This is a genomic window from Dietzia maris, assembly GCF_014144855.1.
Lineage (GTDB): Bacteria > Actinomycetota > Actinomycetes > Mycobacteriales > Mycobacteriaceae > Dietzia > Dietzia kunjamensis.
This window is the reverse complement of the sequence record NZ_JAALDN010000497.1, coordinates 1-1,781: the sequence shown is the minus strand read 5'-3', so window position 1 is coordinate 1,781 and position 1,781 is coordinate 1. Positions and strand designations below refer to the sequence as shown.

Annotated in this window: 3 protein-coding genes; all 3 read left to right on the top strand. The window is 68.6% G+C overall.

Annotated elements, in window-relative coordinates; all coding sequences use genetic code 11:
* Positions 1 to 177 precede the first annotated feature (177 nt).
* On the top strand, positions 178 to 492 hold the full coding sequence (locus tag G6024_RS15200) for a helix-turn-helix domain-containing protein (RefSeq protein WP_067717740.1): 315 nt from the start codon (positions 178 to 180) through the stop codon (positions 490 to 492).
* A gap of 96 nt (positions 493 to 588) precedes the next feature.
* Positions 589 to 1,416 (top strand): phage shock protein PspA, encoded by an 828-nt coding sequence (gene pspA, locus G6024_RS15195; RefSeq protein ID WP_069389093.1) that lies wholly within the window; start codon positions 589 to 591, stop codon positions 1,414 to 1,416.
* A gap of 67 nt (positions 1,417 to 1,483) precedes the next feature.
* Positions 1,484 to 1,678 (top strand): DUF3046 domain-containing protein, encoded by a 195-nt coding sequence (locus tag G6024_RS15190; protein ID WP_067717747.1) that lies wholly within the window; start codon positions 1,484 to 1,486, stop codon positions 1,676 to 1,678.
* The last annotated feature ends 103 nt before the right edge of the window (positions 1,679 to 1,781 follow it).

Below are 1,781 nucleotides of genomic sequence, written 5' to 3'. Positions count from 1 at the left end.
CGGTTCCCGGCATGGAGCCCTGGTCCGTGCCGCTCGCGTTGACCGGTGACCGGAGCCGTATCCGTACGGCGGCGTGCGCGGCGGCGCTGGAACTGGTCATCGCCGCGGCGACGGGGGAGGGGACCGGTGACGACGACGACGGGAACGAATCCGGGTCGTGATGCGTTGTACCCCGTGATGCCGAACATCCAGATGACCACCCTGCCCAGACCGGACCAGCCCGGCGGTGCCCCTCTGCTACGCGAGACGCTCGGGACGGTCCTGCGCGGGCTGCGCGGGGAATCCGGTCGGACCCTGCGGGACGTGGCCGACGCCGCCCGCGTGAGCCCCGGCTACCTCTCGGAGATCGAGCGCGGCCGCAAGGAGGCCTCGAGCGAACTGCTCGCCTCCATCTCGGGGGCGCTCGACGTCTCCCTGGGTGAGATCCTCATCCGCGCCGCCCTCGAGGTCTCCCCTCCGGGCACGTTCACCGAGCCGGTGCTCGCCGCCTGACCGCACGCCCGTCACGCCCGGTGGTCGCAACCGTGCGTTGTTCGGTACCGTTGAACAGACCCGTCGTCCGAATCGGCAGAAGGACACTACGCAGCGATGGCCAATCCGTTTACCAAGGCATGGCGCTACCTCATGGCGTTGTTCGATTCGAAGATCGACGAGAAGGCCGATCCCAAGGTCCAGATCCAGCAGGCGATCGCCGATGCGCAGCGTCAGCACCAGCAGCTCTCGCAGCAGGCTGCCGCGGTCATCGGCAACCAGCGCCAGTTGGAGATGAAGCTCAACCGGCAGCTCGCGGAGATCGAGAAGCTCCAGGGCTCCACCCGGCAGGCGTTGCAGATGTCGGAGCAGGCGCGCCAGAAGGGCGACGCGGCCAAGGCCACCGAATACGAGAACGCCGCGGAGGCGTTCGCGGCCCAGTTGGTCACGGCCGAGCAGAGCGTGGAGGACCTCAAGGGCCTGCACGACCAGTCACTCCAGGCCGCGGCCCAGGCCAAGAAGGCCGTCGAGCAGAACGCGATGGTCCTCCAGCAGCGCGTGGCCGAGCGCACCAAGCTGCTCAGTCAGCTGGAGCAGGCCAAGATGCAGGAGCAGGTCAGCGCGTCCCTGCAGTCGATGTCGGAGATGTCCTCGGGTGGCAACACCCCGAACCTCGACCAGGTCCGCGACAAGATCGAGCGACGCTACGCCAACGCCCTGGGCTCGGCCGAACTCGCACAGAACTCGGTGCAGGGTCGCATGCTCGAGGTCGAGCAGGCCTCGACGCAGATGGCCGGCCACAGCCGCCTCGAGCAGATCCGCGCGTCGATGGCGGAGGGCGGCCAGCTCGGTTCCGGTACCGGCGCCACCGGCCAGCTCGGCCAGGGCCAGTCCGAGTCGGCCGCGCCGCCGCAGCAGCAGCAGGCGCAGACCGAACAGCAGTGATCTCACGGCAACGGGCCGTCGGCGACCACGCCGGCGGCCCGTCGTCGTCCGTAGGGGAGGGCGAGACGTGACCCTGACCGAGTTCCGCGCACGCACCGTGGAGGCCTTCGGTGAACTCCGCGCCGACAGTCTGACCAGATCGCACCATCTCGCGGAGTGTGGCGGGAGGACCGCCCTCGAGGCGATCGACGCCGGCCTCCCCGTCAAGCGCGTGTGGTTGGCGTTGTGTGCCGAGTTCGAGGTGCCCGAACAGCTGCACTAGCCTCGGCCTTTCACGGGCCGGTGAGTCAAGCCGCTGAAGGCACGTCAGTGAGTCGTTCGGGCTGATTTCAAAGTAGTGCCCCATAGAGTGGTGTAACTCGGTG

What these genes read in the sequence shown, in the direction of transcription:
- pspA (WP_069389093.1), top strand. Translation starts at nt 589, where the DNA reads ATGGCCAATCCGTTTACCAAGGCATGGCGCTACCTCATGGCGTTGTTC.
- G6024_RS15200 (WP_067717740.1), top strand. Translation starts at nt 178, where the DNA reads ATGCCGAACATCCAGATGACCACCCTGCCCAGACCGGACCAGCCCGGC.